This is a genomic window from Pseudomonas palmensis (assembly GCF_049942755.1).
Lineage (GTDB): Bacteria > Pseudomonadota > Gammaproteobacteria > Pseudomonadales > Pseudomonadaceae > Aquipseudomonas > Aquipseudomonas palmensis.
Genome location: NZ_CP187958.1, coordinates 2,620,412 through 2,639,530, shown reverse-complemented (window position 1 = coordinate 2,639,530; position 19,119 = coordinate 2,620,412). Strand labels below are relative to the sequence as shown.

Genomic DNA, 19,119 nt, shown 5'->3' with positions numbered 1-19,119 from the left:
ATGCCCCCTCAGGCCGCATCGCGTCGGGCGCCGTTGCGATAGTTGTCCACAGCCTCGATCAGCGCCTGCAAAATCGCCGCGCTGTCGCCGATGACCGCCAGGTCGGCACGCTTGATCATGTCGCAGCCGGGGTCCAGGTTGATCGCCACCACCTTGTCGCAGGCACCGATGCCCTGCAGATGCTGGATCGCCCCGGAGATACCCACAGCCACATACACCCGCGCCGTGACCCAGGTACCGGTGGCCCCCACCTGGCGATTGCGCGGCATGAAGCCATCGTCCACCGCCACCCGCGAGGCCCCTTCGGTGGCCCCCAGCGCGGCGGTGGCCCTGTGGAAAAGTGCCCAGTCCTTGACCCCGTTGCCGCCCGACAGGATGAATTCGGCCTCGGCCATGGCGATGGTGGCCGGGTCCACCGGCACCGGGCCGAGGTCTTCGATACGCGCCAGGCTGCGCGCCGCGCCTGTGGACAACTCCACCGGCAGGGCTTCATGGCGGGTTTCGCTGACCGGCTCGGCACATTCGGCCGCCGCCAGGATCAGGCGCGCCAGCCCGCGTACCAGGTCCTGCTGGCCAGCCCCGGCGCGCCCGCTGCACAGCCCGTCCTTGACCTGCCACACCCGCGTGGCCGGGCGCTCGCCCAGCGCCGCGGCAAGGCGCCGGCCCAGCTCGCCGCCACCGCTGCGGCTGTCGGGCAGCAGCCAGTGGCGCGGGTTGAACTGGTTATCCACAGCCCGCAGGCCTTGCACCCGCTGCTCCGGTGCATAACCTGCGAACGCGTCACCGTCGATCTGCAGCAGGCGGTCGACGCCGAACGTGCCGAAGGCGGTTTCCTTGTGCTCGCCAAACACCACTGCCAGCACCGCGCCGTCGCTGCCGGCCAGGCCGTGGGCCAGCCCGAGCACATCCCGGTCGTGGCTGCTCAGGCGCCCGCCGACCATGTCCGGCACCACCACGATGTAGAACGCCGGCAACGGCACCTGATGCAGCGGCACCAGCACCTCGGCGGCGGCGCTGCGCTTGCTCGTAGCGCCTTGGCTCGCGCCGCTGCGATCGATGCGCTTGATCCCATTGGGGCCGATGAAGCCCACCGCATGCGGGTTCTTGCGCAGCACGCCATTGGGCCCCATCCACTGCGTCTGTTGGGCCTGCATGGCTGCGTGCAGCGGGTGCAGGCGGTTGCGTGCAATCCACTCGGCACGCGGGTCACGCCGGATGATGTCGCTCATGGGTCCACCTGCGCAGGTTCTGGTTGGCTTGCTACCGGCGTGCTGGCAACCGTCGCTTCACGCAGCGCGTCGGCCACCAGCTCGGCCAGGTCCTTGATCTGCGGGCGTGGTTCGACCACGCCTTCGAGCATCGCGGTGCACTGCGGGCAGCCCACGGCCACCACCTCGGCGGCGGTCTCGCGGATGTCCTGCATGCGCATGTCGGGAATGCGCTGCTTGCCCGGAATGTCGGTGATCGGCGCACCGCCGCCGCCGCCGCAGCAACGCGAGCGAAAGCCGGAGCGCGCCATCTCGCGCACCTCGATGCCCAGCGCGCGCAGCACCTGGCGCGGCGCCTCGTACTCGCCGTTGTAGCGGCCCAGGTAGCACGGGTCGTGATAGGTCACGCTGGCGCCCTTGTGCGGCGCCAGGTCGAGGCGGCCGGCGGCGATCAACTCGGCGATGAAGCTGCTGTGATGCTGCACCTGATAGTGCCCGCCCAGCGCGCCGTATTCGTTCTTCAGTACATGGAAGCTGTGCGGGTCGCAGGTGACGATGCGTGTGAAGCGGTACTGCGCCAGGGTCCGGATATTGCGCCGGGCCAGTTGCTGGAAGGTGGCCTCGTCGCCCAGCCGGCGGGCCACGTCGCCGCTGTCGCGTTCCTCCAGGCCGAGCACGGCAAAGCCTACGTTGGCCGCCCTGAGCACCTTGACGAAGGCGCGCAGGGTGCGCTGGTTGCGCATGTCGAAGGCGCCGTCACCCACCCACAACAGCACGTCGGTGCCGTGCACCTCGCCCAGCACCTCGAGGTCGAGGTCGGCGGCCCAGTTCATGCGCCCGCCCGGGGCGAATCCGCCGGGGTTGTCGGTGGCGATCAGGTTGTCCAGCACCTCGGCGCCCTTGTTCGGCGTGGCGCCTTTTTCCAGGGTCAGGTGGCGACGCATGTCGACGATCGCATCCACGTGCTCGATCATCATCGGGCACTCTTCCACGCACGCCCGACAGGTGGTGCACGACCACAGCGTGTCGGCATCCACCAGGCCGTCGACGATCGGCTGGTGCGGGTTGCCGCCGTGCTCGCCGAGCGGTTTGCCGGGGTACGGGCTGCCGGCAAACTTCGCATCGGTGCCACCCGCCAGGCCCACCACCATGTCCTGGATGAGTTTTTTCGGGTTCAGTGGCTGGCCGGCGGCGAACGCCGGGCACGCGGCCTCGCATTTGCCGCATTGCACGCAGGCGTCGAAGCCAAGCAACTGGTTCCAGGTGAAGTCCCTGGGTTTTTCCACACCCAGCGGTGCGCTCGGGTCTTGCAGATCCAGCGGCTTGAGCCCGGTGGAGCGTCCGCCGCCGAAGCGTTCGGCGCGCCGGTGCCAGGCCAGGTGCAGGGCACCGGCGAAGGCGTGCTTCATCGGCCCGCCCCAGGTCATGCCGAAGAACAGCTCGCTCACACCCCACAGCACGCCCAGCCCGAGCAAGGCCACCAGCACCCAGCCACCGGTACCTTCGGGCAGGATGCCGGCTACCGGCAGAGTGGCGATGAAGAAGCTGGCGGAAAACACCAGCAGGCTTTTCGGCAGGCGCATCCAGGGGCCTCTGGACAGGCGCGCGGGCGGGTTCAGCCGGCGCCTGTAGACGAACAGCGCACCGCCGAACATCAAGGCGGTGGCCACCAGCAGGGCGTAGCCGAGGAGGCGGTTGTGCAGGCCGAAACCGTGCACCAGGATCGCCAGTACGGCGGCCAGCACGAAGCCGCCGGCGGTGGCGACGTGGGTGTTGGCCATGTACCTGTCGCGGGCAACCACGTGGTGCAGGTCGACCATGTACCGGCGTGGCATGGCCAGCAGGCCCTTGAGCAGCTCGACCCGCGATGGCCGGCCTTGGCGCCACATCCGCACGCGCCGCAGCGCGCCGAGCACGGCCAGGCCGAGGGCAGCGAACAGCAGCAGGGGTAGCAGGGTGTTCAACATGGGAAGCTCCCACACTCGATATGATCGGTTGCACACACTGTGGGAGCGGGCTTGACCCGCGATGGCGGCACGCCTGACACACCGCAGTGCTTGCATCGCGGGTCAAGCCCGCTCCCACAAAAAGCCCGAGCGACCGGGACAATCGGTTCACAGAGCGATCAGAAATCCTTGCACAGGCGCAAGGCGTCGTAGATCGCCGCATGGGTGTTGCGCTGCGCCACGCAATCGCCGATCCGGTACAGCAGGTACCCCTCCCCCGGCTGGCTCAATATCGGCTGCGGCTCAATCGCGAACAGCGCCTCTACATCGATCTGGCCCTTGTTGCGCGAGCCCTCCTTGAGTGCGTAGTACAGGGTCTCGTCGGGGCGCACACCGTTCTCGATCACCACCTGGTCGACCACCCGCTCCTCCCGTGCCCCGGTGTATTCGTTCTCCAGCACTGCCACCAGCTTGTCGCCCTCGCGGTAGACCTTCTCCAGCATCAGGTCGCCGGTCATGATCACTTCCTTGGGGTACATGCTGCGGTAGTAGGTGGGGAACGAGGTGCCGCCAATCGCCACTCCCGGCTTGATGTCGTCGGTGACGATCTCCACCTGGCTGCCCTTGTCGGCCAGAAAATCCGCCACCGACATGCCGGTGAATTCGCAGATGGTGTCGTACACCAGCGCGGTCTTGCCCGGCGCCACCGTGCCGTCGAGCACGTCCCAGCTGCTGACCACCAGGCCCTCGGCCGCGCCCCAGTGCTCGTTCTGCTCGATGAACGGGTGCCCGCCCACCGCCAGCACCACCACGTCGGGGCGCAGGTCCATGAGGGTGTCGACATCCGCCGCCGTACCCAGGCGCAGGTCGACCTTCAGCCGCGCCAGCTCCAGCTGGTACCAGCGCGTGATGCCGGCGATCTGGTCGCGTTGCGGAGCCTTGGCGGCGATGCTGATCTGCCCGCCGATCGCCTCCTTCTTCTCGAACAGGGTCACGTCATGCCCGCGCTCGGCCGCCACCCGCGCCGCCTCCATGCCGGCCGGGCCGGCACCGACCACCACCACCTTGCGTCTGGGGCCGGTGGATTTCTCGATGATGTGCGGCACGCCCATGTATTCCCGCGAAGTGGCGGCGTTCTGGATGCACAGCACGTCCAGGCCCTGGTACTGGCGGTCGATGCAGTAGTTGGCGCCCACGCACTGCTTGATCTGGTCGATCTGGCCCATCTTGATCTTGGCGATCAGGTGCGGGTCGGCGATGTGCGCGCGAGTCATGCCGACCATGTCCACGTAGCCGCCCTCCAGAATGCGCGTGGCCTGGTTGGGGTCCTTGATGTTCTGCGCGTGCATCACCGGCACGCTCACCACCTCCTTGATGCCCGCCGCCAGGTGCAGGAACGGCTCGGGCGGGAAGCTCATGTTGGGGATCACGTTGGCCAGGGTGTTGTGGGTGTCGCAGCCCGAGCCGATCACGCCGAAGAAGTCCAGCATGCCGGTGGCGTCGTAGTACCTGGCGATCTCCTTCATGTCCTCGTGGCTGAGGCCGTCGGGGTGGAACTCGTCACCGCAGATGCGCATGCCCACGCAGAAGTCGGGGCCGACTTCCTCGCGCACCGCCTTGAGCACTTCCAGGCCGAAGCGCATGCGGTTCTCGAAGCTGCCGCCCCATTCATCGGTGCGCTTGTTGACCCGCGGGCTCCAGAACTGGTCGATCATGTGCTGGTGCACTGCCGACAGTTCCACCCCGTCCAGCCCGCCTTCCTTGGCGCGGCGCGCGGCCTGCGCGTAGTTGCCGATCACGCGCCAGATCTCCTCCGGCTCGATGGTCTTGCAGGTGGCGCGGTGCACCGGTTCGCGGATGCCCGAGGGCGACATCAGGGTCGGCCAGTGATAGCCGTCCCAGCGCGAGCGCCGGCCCATGTGGGTAATCTGGATCATGATCTTGGCGCCGTGCTTGTGCATGGCGTCGGCCAGGTTCTGGAAGTGCGGGATGATGCGGTCGGTGGCCAGGTTGACCGAGGCCCACCACTGCTGCGGGCTGTCGATGGCCACTACCGACGAACCACCGCAGATGGCCAGGCCGATACCGCCCTTGGCCTTCTCTTCGTAGTACTTCACGTAGCGCTCGGTGGTCATGCCGCCGTCGGTGGCGTACACCTCGGCGTGTGCGGTGCTCAGTACCCGGTTGCGGATGGTCAGCTTGCCGATCTGCAGCGGCTGGAACATTGCTTCGAAAGCCATGGCGGGTTCCTCGACTTACAGGGGCTTGACGATGAACAGGCCGTCGTCGTGGCCGTGTTCCGAACCGCCGTAGACCTGCTCGGCGACCGTGCGAAGGGGGCTGCCGCGGGCCGCCAGGATCTGGTCCATGGCGCCGGCGAACCAGCCGGTGAACATGTAGTCGACCTTGCGCCCGACCTTGCCGTACACATAGACGAAGGCCGAGTGTTCGAGCCTGACGCTGGCGGTACCTCTGTCGAGGTCGATGTCCTGGATCGTGAACAGCCCCCAGCCGCGTTGCGACAGGCGCTTCATGTAGTGCTCGAACACCGCCACGCCCTGCAGGCCGTGGCATTCGGCCTCCTTCTCGCACCAGTGCCAGGCCGACTTGTAGCCGGCCTTGTACAGAATCTCGGCGTAGGCGTCGGCGCCCAGCACCTCTTCGATGCCCATGTGGTTGTTGACGAAGAAATGCCGCGGCACGTACAGCATCGGCAGCGCGTCGCTGGTCCACACACCGGTTTCGCTGTCGACTTCGATGGGCAATTGCGGGGCGATCTTGGCCATGGAAACTGAACTCCATAAAAGAAAAAGGATGCGGCTGGGTGAGGCGTGGGGTTACTCGCCCCAGACGTCTTTCAGGACATTGACCCAGTTCTCGCCCATGATCTTGCGCACCACCCGCTCGGGGTGGCCGCGCTTGAGCAGGGTTTCGGTGAGGTTGGGAAATTCGCCCACGGTGCGGATGCCCAGCGGGTTGATGATCTTGCCGAAGCTGGTGAGGCGGCGCGCATAGCCCTTGTCGTGGGTCAGGTACTCGAAGAAGTCCTGGCCGTGGCCCTGGGTGAAGTCGGTGCCGATGCCGATGGCGTCTTCACCCACCAGGTTCATGGTGTATTCGATGGCCTCGGCGTAGTCGTCGATGGTCGCGTCGATACCCTTGGCCAGAAACGGCGCGAACATGGTCACGCCGACAAAGCCGCCATGGTCGGCGATGAACTTCAATTCGGCATCGGACTTGTTGCGCGGGTGCTCCTTGAGCCCGGAGGGCAGGCAGTGGGAATAGCACACCGGTTTTTTCGATTCGAGGATGACTTCCTCGCTGGTTCGGGAGCCGACGTGGGACAGGTCGCACATGACCCCCACGCGGTTCATCTCGGCGACGATTTCGCGACCGAAGCCGGACAACCCGCCGTCGCGCTCATAGCAGCCGGTACCCACCAGGTTCTGGGTGTTGTAGCACATCTGCACGATGCCCACGCCCAGCTGCTTGAAGATCTCCACGTAGCCGAGCTGGTCCTCGAAGGCATGGGCGTTCTGAAAGCCGAAGAGGATGCCGGTCTTGCCCTGCTCCTTGGCCTTGCGGATGTCGGCGGTGGTGCGTACCGGCAGTACCAGGTCGCTGTTTTCGCGAATCAGCTTCTGGCTGGCGACGATGCTGTTGATGGTGGCCTGAAAGCCCTCCCACACCGAGACAGTGCAGTTGGCGGCAGTGAGGCCGCCCTTGCGCATGTCCTCGAACAGCTCGCGGTTCCACTTGGCGATGATCAGCCCGTCGATAACGATGCTGTCTGCGTGCAATTCGGCCGGGCTCATCAGGCTGTCCCCTTGTATGACGTTGCGGCGCCGAATCGTCTGCCGGCGCTTTGGGGCCAGCATATGCCTAGGCGTCAGGTCGCCAGGATGCAAAAACGACAGGGGAATTGCCGAAAACGTCAAGGTGCGACAAAGGCCGGCATGGCCATTGGCCGTTGGCCGCTTTCGCGACGCGCAAGAATCGGCTCAAATAGCGGTTTGCCCGACGCCCGCCCGGCGTCGTGTTCAGACAAGGAATGCCAGACCATGCTGACGTCGATCGAACAGGACGGCCACGTCCTTCACCTGCGCACGCGGGAAAGCTTCAACCTGTTCGACATTGATTCGGTGTCGCTGATCATCGGGCCCAACGGGTCGGGCAAGAGCCGCTTTCTGCAGCGCACGGTAGAGCAGTTCGCCAGCCGCAGGCTGCCGGATTTCGGCAGTGACTGCCAACTGGTGTTCAACTATGTCGATCAGCGCAAGCCTCAGGACTGGGGCGTTGTGTATTACACGCCGGTGCAGAACCGGATCGCCTTTCGCGCGCAGAAGCACTTTGTGGATGCATCACAGCGTCGGGAGCAGGATCTGCTTCAACTGTATGAACACCGCGAAATCATCGAGAGCTTCGGGCTGAAGATAAACCTGCTGGTCAAATTGCGTGCAGATGAAAAAAAGGTCGGTGATTTTCTGGCCTTGGCACTGGTGGAGGATGAAAAGGACCGCTATGCCAGCAAGCGCCACCAGCCGCAGCTGCGATCGATACGCGATCTGAAGGCGCGCCTGGAGCGGTTTTCCGACTTCAACGGCGATCAGCGCGAGCTGACGTACCTGCAGAATCAGTACAAGCGTGAACTTAGCCTTCTGAGTGGCTATGTGCTGGACGACCTGCGCACGAGGGAGCCCGCGGCATCAAACGTCCTGACGGCACTCTGCGCCACGTTCCACCACATGCAGAAACAGAACTACGACATCCTGAGCTACATCGCGCTGATCGACGAACACTTGCCCTCAAGCTACTTCCAGCACATTGACCCTGGCACCTTGCAACAAAAGAAACACGTGGGAAGCCGCCGCCTGTTCAGGTACATCCTCGAACGCCTGGACAACTTCGCATTCGAAAAAGGCCCACGTGGCGTGTACCAGTACGCCTTGACCAATGAGCAGGAGCGCCTGCATTTTGCCTCGGATCGGGAAGGACCGTTCGAAATGGTCCTGCCTGGCATGAGCTCCGGCCAATGGGCGATCTTCAACCAGATCATTTCCCTGTACGAAGCGATCAAGCGCCTGGCCGCGCCGCCAGCCGGCAACCGCGCCTCCCCGCGCGAGCCGATCACCAAACTGCTGGTGCTGATCGATGAAGGCGACGCCTTTTTGCACCTTGCGTGGCAACGCAAGTACATCTGGCAAATGAACAAATTTCTCAGCGAGTGCAAGCACACCTTCGGACTGACCCTCCTGCAATTGATCATCGCCTCCCATTCCCCGCTGCTGGCTTCCGATGTGCCCGGCGAATTTGTGTGCCAGTTGAACCTGGAGGACCACGCGCAAAACAAAGGCCGGGCCGCGAGCAACGATGACTTCATCGAGCCCGACACCACCTCGCCCTCCTTTGCCGCACCGCTGCACGCCATCCTCAACCGCTCCTTCGGCGCTGTCACTATCGGCGAATTCGCCGTGCGCCGGATCAATGCCGCGATTGCCGCGCTGAAAGCCGGCACATATGGCCCTCAGGAGAAGTACCTGATATCGGTGGTGGACGACCCGATCATCCAGCGCGAACTGCAGCGCCTGGTGCCGCACACAGAGCACCAAAGCCAATGATCATTTCCATGCCCGACAACTGGCGTGCGGCAAGGCCGCGGCATACGCAGTACCTGCAGGAACGGATTACGGCGTTCGTCAACAACGATCGTCCCAAGGCAAAGAACTGGTACAGCCGCACCTTTGTGGCTGATGTCGAAAAGGCCATCCTCTCGGACAGCCGCGCGCAAATGGAATGGTCCATTCATGAGTTGCTGGACTGTCGGCAGTTCATGACGGATGAGGTCTACGCCGATCTGCTCAGCGACCTCACGCGCGTGTTCAATTACGACACGTTCAGTGCCAAACCCCGAAAGCCCATGCCTGACCACTGGGACGCCTACGCCTTGTGTGCCAGCTCGCAACTCGCCACCTGCCCGTACTGCAACTACAACTATGCGCACACCCTGTTCAGGGACGGCAAGGGGGCGATGCGTCCAACGCTCGACCACTTTTATCCCAAGGCGCTTTACCCGCACCTGGGCCTGACCCTCGCCAATCTCATCCCCAGTTGCTACGCGTGCAACTCGTCGCTCAAAGGCGAAGCGGACTTCTTCCTCCACAAGCACTTGCACCCTTATTTCGACCAGGAGTCCGTCAACTTCGAGTGCTACCACCCGGAACACGACTTTGTTTCGGTGCTCATGGCGTTTGATGCCATCCAGGGCTCGCTGTGCGTAGAACTGCAGCCCCGTGCCGATTGTGACCTGACCCGCAACAGCGTCTCGCTGTTTGCCCTGCGCCAGCGTTATGCCCGGTTCAGCAAGGAAGGCATCAATTTCATCGCCGCCCAATTCGCTATCGAGGCCCTGTTGAGCAACCTGAACACGGCCAGCCGCTGGGACCCGGGCGAACACCTGGACCTGGAGCAGGTAACGCTGCGTACCCGCCTGTTGCGTTTCGAGCGCTCGGAGTACAGGGAGTACCCCTTGGGCAAGATGTACGCCGATCTTTTCGACCAGTTTCATCGAGGCTGGGAGGACCTGAATGAAACCGCTTAGCGTCGGGCGACGGGTCTCTGTCATTTAGCCTGGCACTGAGCGAGAATCGACCCCCACCTTCCACACACCGGTTGCGAGGATGTCGCTGATGAAATCGATGGTATGGCTGCTGCTGGCGCCGTTGGCCTTTGCCGTGCACGCCGAGGAAAGTGACGCTCCCACCCCGTGCGACAACGTCGAGACGGCCCAGCAGAACTACGCCTGCGCCGCCTACAGCCGTACGGTCGCCGAACGCGAGCTGAACGCCGCCTTCGGCGACCTGCTCGAACGCATCAAGGAACAGTATGCCGGCCAGGGTGCGAAGATCACCGAACTGAGCAACCGCCTGAACGCCGCCCAGAACCTGTGGAAGCAAGTACGCGACGCCGACTGCAAGGTCGAGACCTTCGACAGCACACCGAGCAAGGAGTACGACGCCGCACTGAACACCTGCCTGGCGCAACGCAGCGACGACCGCTCCGAATACCTGCAGTCCCTTGGCCTGCAAAACTCCGATTGAGGCACCCCATGAAAATCTGCGGCATCGAAATCAAGGGCAGCGAAGCCCTGCTGGCCGTGGCCAGCCTGGACGCCGGCCAGCCCGTGCACGTTGGCGTGGCCACCAAGAAGATCGGCCTGGAGGATGACGAGGATGCCGCCCAGGTAAAGGCATTCGCCGCACAGGTCAGAGCCTTTGTCAGCGAGCATGGCATCGGGCAATTGGCGATCAAGAAGCGCAGCAAGAAGGGCGACTTTGCCGGCGGCCCGACCACCTTCAAGATCGAGGGCGTGCTGCAGTTGCTGGACAACTGCACGGTGGAGCTGGTGTCGCCACAGACCGTCAGCGCCCAGGCCAAGAAGCACAATCTCGAGCTGCCGGGAACGCTGAACAAGTATCAGCATGAGGCCTACAAGAGCGCCTGTGCGGCGCTGCTCAAGCGCGGCTGAGGGCGCCTGCGCACGTCACTGATCTAGCCAAAAACGACCTGTTCATAGGTATGCCGGCCATGCCCCTTGTCGCCACCGCGCAGCGCTCCCAGAATCGGGGCACCCTTCGCCTCGAACAAGGACAACCGCCATGATGCACGCCGATTTGATCGATCAGGACGACCTGCTGGGCCAACTGCGCGCCCTGGGCTTCGAGATGCCTGCCGGCGCCAGCGCCGAGCAGGCCTGCGAATGTGCGGTACGCGGCTTGAGCGCGGAACGCGCCCGGGCCCTGCGCGGCCTGGTGGAGCAGTTGTACACCGGCAGCGCGACGATCCTGCCGGCGGTGCGCCAGGCGATCGACAAGCAGTTGCTGCCGGCGCTGGCGAACCACAAAAGCCTTCACGGTTGACCCCATCGCGGGCCAAGCCCGCTCCCACAGGCGCTTCACTGCCCTTCAGAGCAGCGATGTACCGGTGGGAGCGGGCTTGACCTGCGATGCGGTCGGCCTGGTCTACAGCCTCACACTGGCAAACGTCGACTCATTGCGCGCCTGACTCAGCGCCGACATCGGCCCGGCCAGCGGCGACAGCACCAGCGCCTGCGGCAGCGGCATCATCGCCACCTGCTGGGCCGTGTTCGAGCCTACCCGCTCATCACGCGGCGGTATCCCGAAGTATTCCCGGTAGCACTTGGAAAAGTGCGGCGTGGACACGAACCCGCACACCGACGCCACCTCGATGATCGACATCGGCGTCTGCTTGAGCAGCTGCCGCGCACGAATCAGCCGCAGCTTCAGGTAATAGCGCGACGGCGAACAATGCAGGTACTTCTGGAACAACCGCTCCAGCTGACGCCGCGACACCGCCACGTACACCGCCAGTTCGTCCAGGTCGATCGGCTCTTCGAGGTTGGCCTCCATCAGCGCCACGATTTCCTGCAGCTTGGGCTGGTTGGTACCGAGCATGTGCTTGAGCGGCACGCGCTGGTGGTCCTGCTCGTTGCGGATGCGCTCGTACACGAACATCTCCGAGATCGCCGCCGACAGCTCGCGGCCATGATCGCGGCTGATCAGGTGCAGCATCATGTCCAGCGGCGCGGTGCCGCCCGAGCTGGTGAAGCGGTTGCGGTCCAGGGTAAACAGGCGCGTGCTCATGCTCACCCGCGGGAAGGCCTCCTGCATCGCGGCCAGGCACTCCCAGTGCACGCTGCAATCGAAGCCATCGAGCAGCCCCGCACAGGCCAGAGCCCAGCTGCCGGTACACACCGCCCCCAGCCGACGCGACTGGCGGGCCTGGCTCTGCAGCCAGGTCACATGTTCACGGGTCACGGTGCGCTGGATGCCGATGCCGCCACACACGATCACGGTGTCCATCGCCGGCGCCGCGTGCATCGCCGAATCGGGAGTGATCTGCAGGCCGTCGCTGGCCCACACCTGACCGCCATCCACGCTCAGGGTGCTCCAGCGATACAGCTCGCGACCCGACAACTGGTTGGCCATGCGCAGCGGCTCGACCGCAGAGGCCAGGGAGATCAGCGTGAAGTTGTCCAGCAGCAGGAAACCGATGGATTGGGGGGTGCGGTTCTGGTTTGGGGTTGCGGAGTTGTACGGCGTCATCGCGATCTCTCCTCACACAATGCAGGGTGTGCCTCAGGCTCGGGCTTTTTGTCATGGCCCCGGTTCGATTGCAGGGGCTTTGCCAAACCCAACGCAAATGCCATGCCCAAACTTGAATACGCATTCAACAACACCTGAAAACGACATCGCGATGTGTCTAGTTCGCCCACGCCCGCAGGGTCGCTTTTAAACGCAAAAGGCCGGGCCAAAGCCTGTCTGTAGTCCCGTTGTGAAATTGGGTAGCACTTGTGGGAAGGATGCCCAGAAACGACAACGCGCGGTGTCACCGCGCGTGCTGGAAGGGGTGGCGTGGCCAGTGAATCGCCATCGGCCGGGGTGCGTCAAAACGCAGCGCTCGCTCAAGGTAGTGGACCAAAACGGCGCAGCCACGCCTCAGCATTCGATGGCGTTCACCGCCAGGCCGCCGCGAGAGGTTTCCTTGTACTTGTCGTGCATGTCGGCGCCGGTGTCGCGCATGGTGCGGATCACCCGGTCGAGGGAGATGAAGTGCTCGCCGTCACCGCGCAAGGCCATCTGCGCGGCGTTGATCGCCTTGACCGCGGCAATCGCGTTGCGCTCGATGCATGGCACCTGCACCAGCCCGCCAACCGGATCGCAGGTCAGCCCCAGGTTGTGTTCCAGGCCGATCTCGGCGGCGTTCTCAAGTTGCGCCGGGGTGGCCCCGAGCACTTCGGCCAGGCCCGCCGCCGCCATTGCGCAGGCCGAGCCGACCTCGCCCTGGCAGCCGACTTCGGCGCCGGAGATCGACGCGTTCTTCTTGCACAGGATGCCCACCGCCGCCGCGCCCAGAAAGAAGTCCACCACGCTGGCTTCGCTGACCTCGTCGCTGAAGCGCATGTAGTAGTGCAGCACCGCCGGGATGATGCCTGCCGCGCCGTTGGTGGGGGCGGTGACCATGCGCCCGCCTGCGGCATTTTCCTCGTTGACCGCCAGCGCATACAGGTTGACCCACTCCATGGCACTGAGGGTGGAGCCGATCACGTTGGGCTTGCCCAGCTCCTGCAGGCTGCGGTGCAGGCGTGCCGCGCGGCGGCGCACATTGAGCCCGCCCGGCAGGATGCCCTCGTGGCGCAGGCCGTTTTCGACACAGGCCTGCATGGCCCGCCACAGGGTCATGAGCCCGGCACGGATTTCAGCCTCGCTGCGCCACACCTTTTCGTTCTCCAGCATCAGTTGCGACACGCGCAGGTCGTGCTGCCGGCACAAATCCAGCAGTTCCACGGCACTGTTGAAGTCGTAGGGCAGCACGGTGGTGTCGGCGTCCAGCACACCGCTGGCCGCCTGCGCCGCGTCCACCACGAAGCCGCCGCCCACCGAGTAGTAGGTATCGCGGTGCAGCTCGCCCTGCTCGCCCTCGGCGATCAGGGTCAGGGCGTTGGGGTGGTACGGCAGGTTCTCGTCCAGCAGGCGCATGTCGCGGGCCCAGACGAAGCCGACCGGCCAGCGTCCGTCCAGCAGCAGGCTGTCGGTTTCGCGCAGCGTGGCGATGCGCGGGGCGATCTGCGCCGGGTCGATGGCGTCCGGCCATTCGCCCATCAGGCCCATGATCACCGCGTTGTCACTGCCGTGACCGATGCCGGTGGCCGACAGCGAGCCGTACAGGCGCACCTCGATACGCCGCACCCGGGCCAGCAGGTTGCGCTCGCGCAGCCCCTGCACGAACAGCGCCGCGGCGCGCATCGGGCCGACGGTGTGCGAGCTTGAAGGGCCGACACCGATCTTGAACAGGTCGAACACACTGATGGCCATGCCGCGTACCTCTGGCTGCTACGCTGAAAAGGCGGCAATCCGCCGGTTTCGCGCATCATCAGGCTTTTGTCAGCGACCACGACGTCTGCAACCGACGCGCTCTTGTCCAGCAGCGCCGCCCGTTGCCAGGGCAGGACCTGCGCCGTTTTTTTGCGGTGCACATGCGCCAGAACCGCGTTTTTCGAGGCCGACGACACTGTAAGCGACCTCATTGGCACTGGATGCGACCCTGCCTGTACTGGATACGACGCACCCGGTAGGCGTTTGATTTTCGCTGTTAGATGATCGGTACCGACTCGATTGCACGGCCCCTGTCCCGTGGGACATCCGAAAAAAACCAGGAGTCCACCATGAAAGGTTCACCCCCGCTGTTGCTGGCCGCGCTGCTGAGCCTGCCGGCGCTGGCCCAGGCCGTGGAGCCCGAGCAGTGCCACACCGTCAACTTCTCCGACGTCGGCTGGACCGACATCACCGTGACCACTGCAGTCACCAGTGCGGTGCTCCAAGCGCTCGGCTACAAGACCCGCACCACCATGATCTCGGTACCGGTGACCTACAAGTCGCTGGCCGACGGCAAGAACATGGACGTGTTCCTCGGCAACTGGATGCCGACCATGGAAAACGACATCAAGCCGTACCGCGATGCCGGCACCGTCGAGACCGTGCGTGCCAACCTGGAGAATGCCAAGTACACCCTGGCCGTGCCCCAGGCGCTGTATGACAAGGGCCTGAAGAACTTCGCCGACATCGCGAAATTCAAGAAGGAGCTGGACGGCAAGATCTACGGCATCGAGCCGGGCAACGACGGCAACCGCACCATCCAGAGCATGATCGACAAGAATGCCTTCGGCTTGAAGGATGCCGGCTTCAAGGTAGTGGAGTCGAGCGAGGCCGGCATGCTCGCGCAAGTCGACCGTGCCCAGCGCCGTGGCACCGACGTGGTGTTCCTCGGCTGGGAACCGCACCCGATGAACACGCGCTTCAAGATGAAATACCTCGAAGGCGGCGACGACTTCTTCGGCCCCGACTACGGCAAGGCCACGGTGCTTACCAACACGCGCAAGGGCTACAGCCAGGAGTGCAGCAACGTCGGCCAGTTGCTCAAGAACCTCTCCTTCACCCTGGACATGGAAAGCACCCTGATGGGCAAGGTGCTCGACGACAAGGTCAAGCCCGACGCCGCCGCCAAGGCCTGGCTCAAGCAGAACCCGCAGGTGCTCGACACCTGGCTGGCCGGCGTGACCACCGTGGATGGCAAACCGGGCCTGGAGGCGGCCAAGGCCAAGCTGACGCAGTAAGCACGCCCCGCGCCGGGGGGCGATTGCCCGGCGCGGGTTGTTTCCAATCCCTTGCAGGTGGACGCTCGCTATCATGCTGATCGATCAAAAAATACCCCTGGGCCAGCACATCGCGGCCTTCGTCGAGTGGTTGACGCAACACGGCGCCAACTACTTCGACGCCTTCGCCGAGGCGCTGGAGTTCATGATTCACGGGGTGACCGGGGCGCTGACCTGGTTCAACCCATTCGTCCTGATTGCCCTGGTGGCCCTGATCGCTCACCTGATCCAGCGCAAATGGGCGCTCACCGTATTCTGCGCGCTGTCGTTCCTGCTGATTCTCAACCTCGGCTACTGGCAGGAAACCATGGAAACCCTGGCCCAGGTGCTGTTCGCCACCTTCGTGTGCGTGGCCATCGGCGTGCCGCTGGGCATCCTGGCGGCACACAAGCCGATGTTCTACACCGCCATGCGCCCGGTACTCGACCTGATGCAGACGGTGCCCACGTTCGTGTACCTGATCCCGACCCTGACCCTGTTCGGCCTGGGCGTGGTGCCGGGGCTGATCTCGACGGTGGTGTTCGCGATTGCCGCGCCCATCCGCCTGACCTACCTGGGCATCCGCGACGTGCCGCAGGAACTGCTGGATGCCGGCAAGGCGTTCGGCTGCTCGCGGCGCCAGCTGCTCTCGCGCATCGAACTGCCGCATGCCATGCCCAGCATCGCGGCGGGGGTCACCCAGTGCATCATGCTGTCGCTGTCGATGGTGGTGATCGCCGCGCTGGTGGGCGCCGACGGTCTGGGCAAACCGGTGGTCAACGCACTCAACACCGCCGATATCGCGCTGGGCTTCGAGGCGGGGCTGGCGATCGTGCTGCTGGCGATCATGCTCGACCGTATCTGCAAGCAACCGGACGCACCGGCAAGGAGTGAAGCATGAGCATCATTCGCTTCGAAGAGGTCGACGTGATCTTCTCGCGCCACCCGCGTGAGGCGCTCAGCCTGCTGGACCAGGGCCTCACGCGTGAACAGATCCTGAAGAAGACCGGCCTGGTGGTCGGCGTCGAGAAAGCCAGCCTGGACATCAACAAGGGCGAGATCTGCGTGCTGATGGGCCTGTCGGGTTCAGGCAAGTCGAGCCTGCTGCGCTGCATCAACGGCCTGAACACGGTGAGCCGCGGCAAGCTGTTCGTCGAGCATGAAGGCGCACAGATCGACATTGCCCACTGCACCCCGGCCGAGCTGAAGATGATGCGCACCCAGCGTATCGCCATGGTGTTCCAGAAGTTCGCCCTGATGCCCTGGCTGACGGTACGCGAGAACATCAGTTTCGGCCTGGAGATGCAGGGCCGGCCCGAGAAGGAGCGGCGCAAGCTGGTGGACGAGAAGCTCGAGCTGGTGGGCCTGACCCAGTGGCGCAACAAGAAGCCCGACGAGCTGTCGGGCGGCATGCAGCAGCGCGTGGGCCTGGCCCGGGCGCTGGCGATGGACGCCGACATCCTGCTGATGGACGAACCGTTCTCGGCGCTCGACCCGCTGATCCGCCAGGGCCTGCAGGACGAGCTGCTTGAGCTGCAACGCAAGCTGGCCAAGACCATCGTGTTCGTCAGCCATGACCTGGACGAGGCCCTAAAGCTCGGCAGCCGCATCGCGATCATGAAGGACGGGCGCATCATCCAGTACAGCAAGCCCGAGGAGATCGTGCTCAACCCGGCAGACGAGTATGTGCGTACCTTCGTCGCGCATACCAACCCGCTCAACGTGCTGTGCGGGCGCAGCCTGATGCGCACACTGGACAAGTGCAAGCGCATCAACGGTTCGGTATGCCTGGACCCGGGTGGTGATTCTTGGCTGGACCTGGCCGAGGGCAACACCATCAGGGGCGCGCGCCAGGGCGTCAACGGCATGGCCTTGCAGAACTGGGCGCCCGGCGAGGCGGTGGAGGGGCTGGAGCGCAAGCCGACGCTGGTGAATGCCAATATCGGCATGCGCGAGGCGTTGCAGATTCGGTATCAGACGGGGAACAAGCTGGTGCTGCAGGAGGGGAATCAAGTGGTGGGGATATTGGGCGACAGCGAGCTGTATCACGCGTTGTTGGGCAAGAATCTGGGGTGAAGCGGATGGCTTCTTCGCCGGCAAGGTCAGCGCATGACTTGCCAGCGAGGGGGCCGTGAGGGCAAGACGTCGATATGAATTCTTTTTCTGGCAAGTTTGAACTGTGGGGCAGGGTTTTCAAGTTTGAAAGTAAAAACTGTCTATTCTCATGCTGACAGCCGCTTATGGTGGGGCGGTCGTGGGGGGGGCGTAATTCTCGTATTGACGCTGCGGGGGCGTAGTAAAGGGTGCGAATTCCCAATTAATGACAATTCAATACTTAGCCCGCTTCCGAAAACACTGCTTCCATAAAAACAGAGCTTATACACAAGACTCACACTTCTATTTTTATAGGGGCATATTAAAACCTCCTGCTATTTTTGCACAAAAAGCCAACTAACCTTGAAAATGCACAAGGATATTTACTTACCTCACGCCTACTGATAGCACAATCCAGCTCAAACGAATTCATGTATTTTTTTACGCTTCTTACTGAAACACCAGGAACACTACCAACTCTATCCAGACCACTTTCCACATTATCAATCAAGTATGCCCCCCTGTTCTGGCGAAAACCAAATCTGACCACTATGTTTTCCTCAAACACAACAGCGCCCTCATCATTACCATCCCAGAAATAAAAACTTATATTATCGAGCGATCCGCCCCGTAAGTCTCGATAATTCCAATACGCTTTCAGCAGCGTGGTTAATCTAACCTTCGGCTCAACACCCAATCCAGTGCCGACAGATTCATCTGCAAAAAAATACAACTTGTGCATCAGACTAAGCCCAGTATTTCTATGAGGCACAATAATTTCTTTTTCGTAAGCGTGACAGTCTGACTTATCACCCACCAATTCATACCCGTAGTCCTCTAGGGTGGAGCGCTCCATATCAGGCAGCCCAAGAATCTCTAAATCCTCAAATGTTAATTTATCCAAAAAAATATTAAATATTTCGAAAAATGTAGCTCTCAACATTGTTTTCACCAAGAATTTAATAACAGGGTTCGTTCCAGCGGAGTGATGCCACGGCCCGGCTAGAAGAGGTAGTACTTTATTCACTGCTATACCGGTCATTCAGCATGGGGCTGTCAGCTTGGAGCATAAGTACACTTCTCTGTGCATCCGAAGGGGCCTTCTTGTAGAGGCCTAAACGCATACAATTACTTTAGAGCCAAAAAACACTTTATTTAAGTGCAACTTTACTTATCGACTTTAAAGTGCCTGTCCAACTTCAAAAATTGCCCACCCCCTCATTATTTGAAGCCCTTTTATTTTTAGTTTAATTTCCGACCCTTCTGCTTTGACGTAGAAACCTAGCAAGGCGATTTTTTCTTCTATTTCGTCTACATGACTAAACAGCATAGCATTTGCCGCACTTTCAAGCTCTTTGAACAAATTCCGGTACCTCGAGAACTCTTTGACTGGAGAGAACCTTCCTTGCTTTTTGGGGTTGTCAACAACCTGCAATATGATCTGCCCCAAGCACTTATCATCTTTATCAAATAAGTAAAACAGCTCTTCAGTTATTGACATCTCGTTTCATCCCCCAGCGCATTTGATAGACCGACTAAATTTTAGTCACTAAATCCATCCCTTCCATCCAGATGAATAATTCTCGCATGATTGGGAAATTTATTCGTCGGATCACTGATTACATCGAATCCTGCAACCCTAATACTTTCTGCTGTTCCCAGT

General features: G+C 62.6%; 17 protein-coding genes. 8 read left to right on the top strand and 9 right to left on the bottom strand.

Annotation, left to right across the window (positions count from 1 at the left end):
* Positions 1-8 precede the first annotated feature (8 nt).
* The 5 genes from ACPRTJ_RS12105 to ACPRTJ_RS12085 all read right to left on the bottom strand — a co-directional run bounded on the left by ACPRTJ_RS12105 (position 9) and on the right by ACPRTJ_RS12085 (position 6,969).
* Positions 9-1,229, bottom strand: a complete 1,221-nt coding sequence (locus ACPRTJ_RS12105) for an electron transfer flavoprotein subunit alpha/FixB family protein (protein ID WP_054916006.1) — start codon at positions 1,227-1,229, stop codon at positions 9-11.
* Positions 1,226-3,175 (bottom strand): dimethylglycine demethylation protein DgcB, encoded by a 1,950-nt coding sequence (gene dgcB / locus ACPRTJ_RS12100; protein WP_043860356.1) that lies wholly within the window; start codon positions 3,173-3,175, stop codon positions 1,226-1,228. Before dgcB ends, ACPRTJ_RS12105 begins: the two co-directional genes overlap by 4 nt.
* A 158-nt stretch (positions 3,176-3,333) precedes the next feature.
* Entirely contained in the window at positions 3,334-5,394 is a 2,061-nt protein-coding gene (dgcA, locus tag ACPRTJ_RS12095; RefSeq protein ID WP_043860357.1) for a dimethylglycine demethylation protein DgcA, read from the bottom strand.
* 15 nt (positions 5,395-5,409) lie between these two features.
* Entirely contained in the window at positions 5,410-5,940 is a 531-nt protein-coding gene (locus tag ACPRTJ_RS12090) for a 4-vinyl reductase (protein ID WP_054916693.1), read from the bottom strand.
* Positions 5,941-5,991: 51 nt separating this feature from the next.
* Positions 5,992-6,969 carry a dipeptidase gene (locus tag ACPRTJ_RS12085; RefSeq protein WP_043860376.1) on the bottom strand — a complete coding sequence of 326 codons (978 nt, stop codon included), beginning with the start codon at positions 6,967-6,969 and terminating at the stop codon, positions 5,992-5,994.
* 246 nt (positions 6,970-7,215) lie between these two features.
* On the opposite strand from ACPRTJ_RS12085, the gene ACPRTJ_RS12080 reads away from it, so the two are divergent.
* The 5 genes from ACPRTJ_RS12080 (at position 7,216) to ACPRTJ_RS12060 (ending at position 11,070) form a co-directional block, all read left to right on the top strand.
* Positions 7,216-8,772, top strand: coding sequence for a hypothetical protein (locus tag ACPRTJ_RS12080; RefSeq protein WP_426428929.1), 1,557 nt, complete (start codon positions 7,216-7,218; stop codon positions 8,770-8,772).
* A gap of 8 nt (positions 8,773-8,780) precedes the next feature.
* Complete coding sequence (locus ACPRTJ_RS12075) at positions 8,781-9,752, top strand: hypothetical protein (protein ID WP_078481675.1); 972 nt, start codon at positions 8,781-8,783, stop codon at positions 9,750-9,752.
* Between the two features lie 88 nt (positions 9,753-9,840).
* The gene (locus ACPRTJ_RS12070; RefSeq protein WP_426428927.1) at positions 9,841-10,251 is read left to right on the top strand and encodes a lysozyme inhibitor LprI family protein; all 411 of its coding nucleotides are present in this window, start codon (positions 9,841-9,843) and stop codon (positions 10,249-10,251) included.
* 8 nt (positions 10,252-10,259) lie between these two features.
* Positions 10,260-10,679, top strand: a complete 420-nt coding sequence (locus ACPRTJ_RS12065; protein ID WP_043860360.1) for a DUF3010 family protein — start codon at positions 10,260-10,262, stop codon at positions 10,677-10,679.
* Positions 10,680-10,809: 130 nt separating this feature from the next.
* Positions 10,810-11,070 (top strand): hypothetical protein, encoded by a 261-nt coding sequence (locus ACPRTJ_RS12060; protein WP_043860361.1) that lies wholly within the window; start codon positions 10,810-10,812, stop codon positions 11,068-11,070.
* 102 nt (positions 11,071-11,172) lie between these two features.
* Here the strand turns inward: ACPRTJ_RS12060 and ACPRTJ_RS12055 are convergent, their stop codons facing one another.
* Together ACPRTJ_RS12055 and ACPRTJ_RS12050 are read right to left on the bottom strand one after the other, a co-directional pair.
* A complete protein-coding gene (locus ACPRTJ_RS12055) occupies positions 11,173-12,276 on the bottom strand; it encodes a GlxA family transcriptional regulator (protein WP_426428926.1) in 1,104 nt (367 codons plus the stop codon).
* Between the two features lie 393 nt (positions 12,277-12,669).
* Positions 12,670-14,046, bottom strand: coding sequence for an L-serine ammonia-lyase (locus tag ACPRTJ_RS12050; protein ID WP_054916697.1), 1,377 nt, complete (start codon positions 14,044-14,046; stop codon positions 12,670-12,672).
* 350 nt (positions 14,047-14,396) lie between these two features.
* Between ACPRTJ_RS12050 and ACPRTJ_RS12045 the strand changes: the two genes are divergently transcribed.
* From ACPRTJ_RS12045 to choV, 3 genes are all read left to right on the top strand, one after another.
* A complete protein-coding gene (locus tag ACPRTJ_RS12045; RefSeq protein WP_043860364.1) occupies positions 14,397-15,344 on the top strand; it encodes a choline ABC transporter substrate-binding protein in 948 nt (315 codons plus the stop codon).
* A gap of 70 nt (positions 15,345-15,414) precedes the next feature.
* Positions 15,415-16,263 carry a choline ABC transporter permease subunit gene (gene choW / locus ACPRTJ_RS12040; RefSeq protein ID WP_173925098.1) on the top strand — a complete coding sequence of 283 codons (849 nt, stop codon included), beginning with the start codon at positions 15,415-15,417 and terminating at the stop codon, positions 16,261-16,263.
* A complete protein-coding gene (gene choV, locus ACPRTJ_RS12035; RefSeq protein WP_043860366.1) occupies positions 16,260-17,438 on the top strand; it encodes a choline ABC transporter ATP-binding protein in 1,179 nt (392 codons plus the stop codon). The genes choW and choV overlap by 4 nt, the downstream gene beginning before the upstream one ends.
* A gap of 340 nt (positions 17,439-17,778) precedes the next feature.
* Here choV and ACPRTJ_RS12030 read toward each other — a convergent pair whose 3' ends face one another.
* Together ACPRTJ_RS12030 and ACPRTJ_RS12025 are read right to left on the bottom strand one after the other, a co-directional pair.
* Positions 17,779-18,483, bottom strand: coding sequence for a hypothetical protein (locus ACPRTJ_RS12030; RefSeq protein ID WP_426428923.1), 705 nt, complete (start codon positions 18,481-18,483; stop codon positions 17,779-17,781).
* A 153-nt stretch (positions 18,484-18,636) separates the two neighbouring features.
* Positions 18,637-18,957, bottom strand: coding sequence for a hypothetical protein (locus ACPRTJ_RS12025; protein ID WP_426428921.1), 321 nt, complete (start codon positions 18,955-18,957; stop codon positions 18,637-18,639).
* Positions 18,958-19,119: the final 162 nt, after the last annotated feature.

Bases quoted from the DNA above. Each gene is read 5' to 3' on its own strand.
- ACPRTJ_RS12105 (WP_054916006.1), bottom strand. From the start codon at position 1,229: ATGAGCGACATCATCCGGCGTGACCCGCGTGCCGAGTGGATTGCACGC.
- dgcB (WP_043860356.1), bottom strand. From the start codon at position 3,175: ATGTTGAACACCCTGCTACCCCTGCTGCTGTTCGCTGCCCTCGGCCTG.
- dgcA (WP_043860357.1), bottom strand. From the start codon at position 5,394: ATGGCTTTCGAAGCAATGTTCCAGCCGCTGCAGATCGGCAAGCTGACC.
- ACPRTJ_RS12090 (WP_054916693.1), bottom strand. From the start codon at position 5,940: ATGGCCAAGATCGCCCCGCAATTGCCCATCGAAGTCGACAGCGAAACC.
- ACPRTJ_RS12085 (WP_043860376.1), bottom strand. From the start codon at position 6,969: ATGAGCCCGGCCGAATTGCACGCAGACAGCATCGTTATCGACGGGCTG.
- ACPRTJ_RS12080 (WP_426428929.1), top strand. From the start codon at position 7,216: ATGCTGACGTCGATCGAACAGGACGGCCACGTCCTTCACCTGCGCACG.
- ACPRTJ_RS12075 (WP_078481675.1), top strand. From the start codon at position 8,781: ATGCCCGACAACTGGCGTGCGGCAAGGCCGCGGCATACGCAGTACCTG.
- ACPRTJ_RS12070 (WP_426428927.1), top strand. From the start codon at position 9,841: ATGAAATCGATGGTATGGCTGCTGCTGGCGCCGTTGGCCTTTGCCGTG.
- ACPRTJ_RS12065 (WP_043860360.1), top strand. From the start codon at position 10,260: ATGAAAATCTGCGGCATCGAAATCAAGGGCAGCGAAGCCCTGCTGGCC.
- ACPRTJ_RS12060 (WP_043860361.1), top strand. From the start codon at position 10,810: ATGATGCACGCCGATTTGATCGATCAGGACGACCTGCTGGGCCAACTG.
- ACPRTJ_RS12055 (WP_426428926.1), bottom strand. From the start codon at position 12,276: ATGACGCCGTACAACTCCGCAACCCCAAACCAGAACCGCACCCCCCAA.
- ACPRTJ_RS12050 (WP_054916697.1), bottom strand. From the start codon at position 14,046: ATGGCCATCAGTGTGTTCGACCTGTTCAAGATCGGTGTCGGCCCTTCA.
- ACPRTJ_RS12045 (WP_043860364.1), top strand. From the start codon at position 14,397: ATGAAAGGTTCACCCCCGCTGTTGCTGGCCGCGCTGCTGAGCCTGCCG.
- choV (WP_043860366.1), top strand. From the start codon at position 16,260: ATGAGCATCATTCGCTTCGAAGAGGTCGACGTGATCTTCTCGCGCCAC.
- ACPRTJ_RS12025 (WP_426428921.1), bottom strand. From the start codon at position 18,957: ATGTCAATAACTGAAGAGCTGTTTTACTTATTTGATAAAGATGATAAG.